This is a genomic window from Streptomyces sp. NPDC059900 (assembly GCF_050270335.1).
Lineage (GTDB): Bacteria > Actinomycetota > Actinomycetes > Streptomycetales > Streptomycetaceae > Streptomyces.
Map to the genome: position 1 here is coordinate 1 of NZ_JBNNJZ010000641.1, position 4,316 is coordinate 4,316.

A 4,316-nucleotide genomic window follows, 5' to 3' on the forward strand; every position below is an offset into this window, starting at 1 on the left:
GGCGCCCCCCTCACCCCCCCCCCGCGCGGTTCGGCGTCACCCGCGGCGGCGCGCTCTCTGAGTTCGCGGCGGCCCGGGCGCCGTCGTGTCAGCCGGCGGCCCCGTCAGGGGCGCGTCTGCTGTGCCGTCTTCTCGGCCAGTTTCTGGAACTCACCCAGGTCGTAGTTGGCCAGCGTGGAGTCCAGGTTCGTGAGGGCGCCGAGGTGTTCCACGAAGCCCTTGGGGTCGTACTCGATCTGGAGCGTCACCCGGCTGGTGGTGTCGCCCAGGCGGTGGAAGGTGACCACGCCGGCGTGGTCCACCCCCTCGACGGTGTGCCAGGCGATCCGGTTCTCCCTGACCACTTCGGTGAGCTCGGCGACGAAGTTCTTCTCCGCGCCGGGCAGTTCCAGCTGCCAGGCGAAGCGGCGTCCGTCCATCGGCTCGACCAGCCGCACATGGCTGAGGAAGGAGGGCCACCGGGTCACGTCGCTCCACAGCTCCCAGGCGACGGAGACCGGCGCCTTGATGTCGACGGACTCGAGCAGGGACGCGGACATACGCACCTCTTTCTGGACGGGGGAGTGGCCGCGGATTCTCCGGGCCGCTGGAGCCATGGGCTCCGGTACCCCTTCGCGGGCAGGCCATGCGCAGACGGCACGTCGACGCGCGGGCGTCAGGCCTTCGCGCCGGACGCCGCGATCTTCTTGAGGTCGACGGTCTCGCCCGGCGCGGGCTCCTGCGGGCTGACCGGCTTGCCGTAGTCGCTGAAGGTGGTGGTGTTGGGGGCCTTGCCGCCGGTCGTCTTCGACCGCAGGATGTACGGCTTGCCCTCGGTGGCGACGTACAGCGTCATGGTCTCGCCGCCGGACGTCTTCTTCGTCAGCCGGATCGCCTCGGCGCCGTCGACGGTCGCCGTCGAGCCCTTCTTCATGCCCTTGCGCTCGGACTTGTCCTTGTCCAGGTCGGCGATGAGCGCGTGCTTGTCGCACATGTTCTTCGTCGTCGCGTCGTCAGCGGGTGCCTTCACCCACTTGTCCGCCAGTTTCGGAACAATCTTGTCGCTGCCGGGCTGGCCCTTGAGCGCGGCCGTCCAGTACTTCTCGTCGCCCCGCAGGTAGAAAGTGCCCTTTGCGTTCCGCACATCGGCGGACGCACCCTGCGACTCGATGGTGCCGTCACAGTTGTTGCTGTTGTCCACCGACAGGTCGACGGTCGACGGGGAACCCGCAGATGGTTGCACGGTTCCCTTCATGTGCATCGAGTCGGCCGCTTTGGTCGCCTCGACTGCGTCGGCGGCGATCTGATCGGCGCTTTTACCCTCGAACGGCTTGCTCTTGCCGTCAGAGTCGTCGCCACCGCACCCTGCCAGGGCCACTAACGCCATTCCGGCTACCGCGGCCGCCATGGTTCTGCTGCCCCTCTGCACGTCTGCTCCTCTCCGGGGGCGCGCCCGCGCCCTCCGTGCGTTTCGCGGCCTCGGTGGCCGCAGAAACACCCGGTTACCCCCTTGCACACATAGATCACCGGAACGCCGGTGCTCACTTTTTGTGCCGGTCCGAGGCCGCGCGCCCGGGACGCCTGGCGCTTATGGTGACCGAGCGGCATACGGAGACAGCCATGACGTCAGCCAAGAAGTCACACATCGACCTGGAAAAGCGCCTGCTCCTGACCGGTACGGGCAGCTTCGACTGGGACCTGGACAGCGGTGAGCTCACTCTGGACGCCGGTGCTCTCGCGGTGCTCGACCTGCGTCCCGACGAGTTCCACGGCCTGGTGGCCTCACTGGACCGCAGCGTGCCGTCCGACGAGATGGTGCGGATCACCTACGCCGTCACGAAAGCGTGCACCACGGGCGCCGACCACTACGGCGTCTACTTCCGTGTCCGTCACCGCGACAAGTCGATGCACCTCAGCCATGCGCGCGGGCACGTCCTGCGCGACGACGAGGGACGGGCCGTGCGCGTCGTCGGAGTCATACGGACGGCCGCGGACGACGCGACGCAGCTCGCGGCCACCGATCCGCGCGAGGAGCGGCGCCAGGGCATCGCCCTGATGGTGCAGGGCACCACCGAGGCCCTCTCCCGGGCCGTCACGGTCGACGACGTGGTGGCCGTCCTGTCCGGCGCCAGCGGCCTGGACCGGTTCGCCGCCGACGGCCTCGTCCTCGGCCTGGTCGACGGCGAAGACCTCAAGCTGATCGCCCTGGTGGGCCAGACGATGCAGGCCCTCGACGAACTCAAGCTGCACAAGGTCGACGAAAAGCTGCCGCTGGCCGAGGCCGTCCTGACCCGGCAGCCCCGCTTCGTGGACTCGCTGCCCGACCTCGGCCAGCGCTTCACCCGCCTCGGGCCCTACATCGACCACATGGAGCTCGACTCGGCGGCGTTCCTGCCGCTGGTCGCCCAAGACCGGGCCATCGGCGGCCTTGCGCTCTTCTACCGCGGCCGCAAGGAATTCACCGACGCGGACCGCAACCTCTGCATCGGTCTCTCCGGCATCGTCGCCCAGTCGCTGCAACGCGCCATGCTGTTCGACGAGGAACGCGACCTGGCCAAGAGCCTGCAGGCCACGATGCTGCCGCGCGGCATCCCCGACGTCACGGACGCCGAGGTCGCCGTGCGCTATCACGCCGCCTGGGGCGGCCGTGAGGTCGGCGGGGACTTCTACGACGTCATCACCCTGCCCCGCGGGCGCATCGGCGTGGTCGTGGGCGACGTACAGGGACACGACACCCATGCCGCGGCCATCATGGGGCAGCTGCGCATCGCCCTGCGGGCCTTCGCCGGCGAGGGGCATCCGCCCGCGACGGTCCTCTCGCGCACCTCCCGCTTCCTCGCCGAGCTGGACACCGAGCGGTTCGCCACCTGCACCTACGCCCAGTTCGACCCCGCCACCGGCATCGTGCGGGCCGTGCGGGCGGGACATCTGCCGCCCCTCGTACGGCACGTGGACGGCCGGGTCGGCGTGCCACGGGTGCGCGGCGGGCTGCCTCTCGGGCTTGCCACCGAGTTCGGCATGGAGGACTACCCCGAGGTGCGGCTCGACCTCGTGCCGGGCGAGACCCTGGTGATGTGCACGGACGGTCTCGTGGAGGACGCCGGTCTCGATCTCGACACCGGGATCCAGAACCTCGCCGAGGTGCTGTCCCAGGGGCCCGAGAGGGCCGAGGACCTGGCGGACCATCTCTCCCGCGCCCTGTGGCAGCGGTGGGGCAGCAGCGACGACGTGGCGCTCCTGGTCCTGCGCCGGCTGCCCGACCCCGGCACGCTCCAGGAGCCGCGCATCCATCGCTACGTCCACCAGGCCGACCCCGAAGGGCTCGCCGACGCACGGGCGGCGCTGCGCGAACACCTCGCGTCCTGGGGCCTGGGCGCGGTCGCCGACGACGTCGAGGTGGCGGCGGGCGAACTCCTCGTCAACGCCCTGGTCCACACCGACGGGGGCGCCATCCTCACGCTCGAGGTGCTCACCGGACCGCCCCGCCGCGTACGGCTGTGGGTCAAGGACCGCTCCAGCACCCGCCCCCGCAAGAAGTCCCCGGTGGAGACCGCCACATCCGGACGCGGCCTGCTCCTGGTGGAGGCGGTCGCCACGCGCTGGGGGGTCGAGCCTCGCGGCGAGGGCAAGGCCGTCTGGTGCGAATTCGCCGTCCCCGAGACGTGAGCGGGACGTCGGGCCGTCAGCCGTGAACGCGCGCTCGTCCGCCCGCTGTTACCTCGTCCCGCCACGATCCGTCAGAGCAGTGACAGCCGTACGAAAGCTCTGAGGAGACAGCGATGGAAACCCGTTCGATCACGGCAAGGGTCCCGATGGGGCCCCGGATGGCCGAGGACCCTGCCCGGCTCGTGCCCGAGCTCGCGGCGGTGTCGGCGGCCCTGTTCAAGGTCACCGGGAACGGTTCGGTGCCCCGCTCCACGATCAGTCTGCTCCAGCTGCGGGCGGGCCAGATCGTCGGCAGCACCTACCTGACCGTTCTGCACACGGGATTCCTGCGCAAGGCCGGGGAGGCGGAGGAGCGCATCACCTCCGTGTCGTCCTGGCAGGACTCCCCGTACTTCGACGAGGCCGAGCGTGCCGCGCTGGCCCTGACGGAAGCCGTCCTGCAGCCGTCCGCGCACGGCCAGCGGGTCTCCGACGCGTTGTACGCAAGGGCGGCGGAGCTCTATGAGCCCGCGGCGCTGAGCACCCTGATGTTCGCGATCGGCCAGGTCAGCTTCTTCATCGCGGTCGCACTCATCGCCAAGCCGGTACCGGGCCGCTCGTTCAGCGACCCGTGGAACTAGGACCGCCTGCCGGCCGCCGCCTTCGAAGGCGGCGGCCGGCAGGCGGTGTGG

General features: G+C 70.3%; 4 protein-coding genes. 2 read left to right on the forward strand and 2 right to left on the reverse strand.

Going from position 1 to position 4,316, the window contains the following annotated elements:
• Positions 1 to 104 precede the first annotated feature (104 nt).
• Both ACQKIP_RS40995 and ACQKIP_RS41000 read right to left on the reverse strand, forming a co-directional pair.
• Entirely contained in the window at positions 105 to 539 is a 435-nt protein-coding gene (locus tag ACQKIP_RS40995) for an SRPBCC family protein (RefSeq protein ID WP_365855837.1), read from the reverse strand.
• A gap of 116 nt (positions 540 to 655) precedes the next feature.
• Complete coding sequence (locus ACQKIP_RS41000) at positions 656 to 1,387, reverse strand: hypothetical protein (RefSeq protein WP_365855839.1); 732 nt, start codon at positions 1,385 to 1,387, stop codon at positions 656 to 658.
• Between the two features lie 212 nt (positions 1,388 to 1,599).
• Here ACQKIP_RS41000 and ACQKIP_RS41005 point away from each other — a divergent pair, with 212 nt between their 5' ends.
• Complete coding sequence (locus ACQKIP_RS41005) at positions 1,600 to 3,645, forward strand: SpoIIE family protein phosphatase (protein WP_365855841.1); 2,046 nt, start codon at positions 1,600 to 1,602, stop codon at positions 3,643 to 3,645.
• Positions 3,646 to 3,758: 113 nt separating this feature from the next.
• Positions 3,759 to 4,265, forward strand: coding sequence for a carboxymuconolactone decarboxylase family protein (locus ACQKIP_RS41010; protein ID WP_365855843.1), 507 nt, complete (start codon positions 3,759 to 3,761; stop codon positions 4,263 to 4,265).
• Positions 4,266 to 4,316 lie beyond the last annotated feature (51 nt).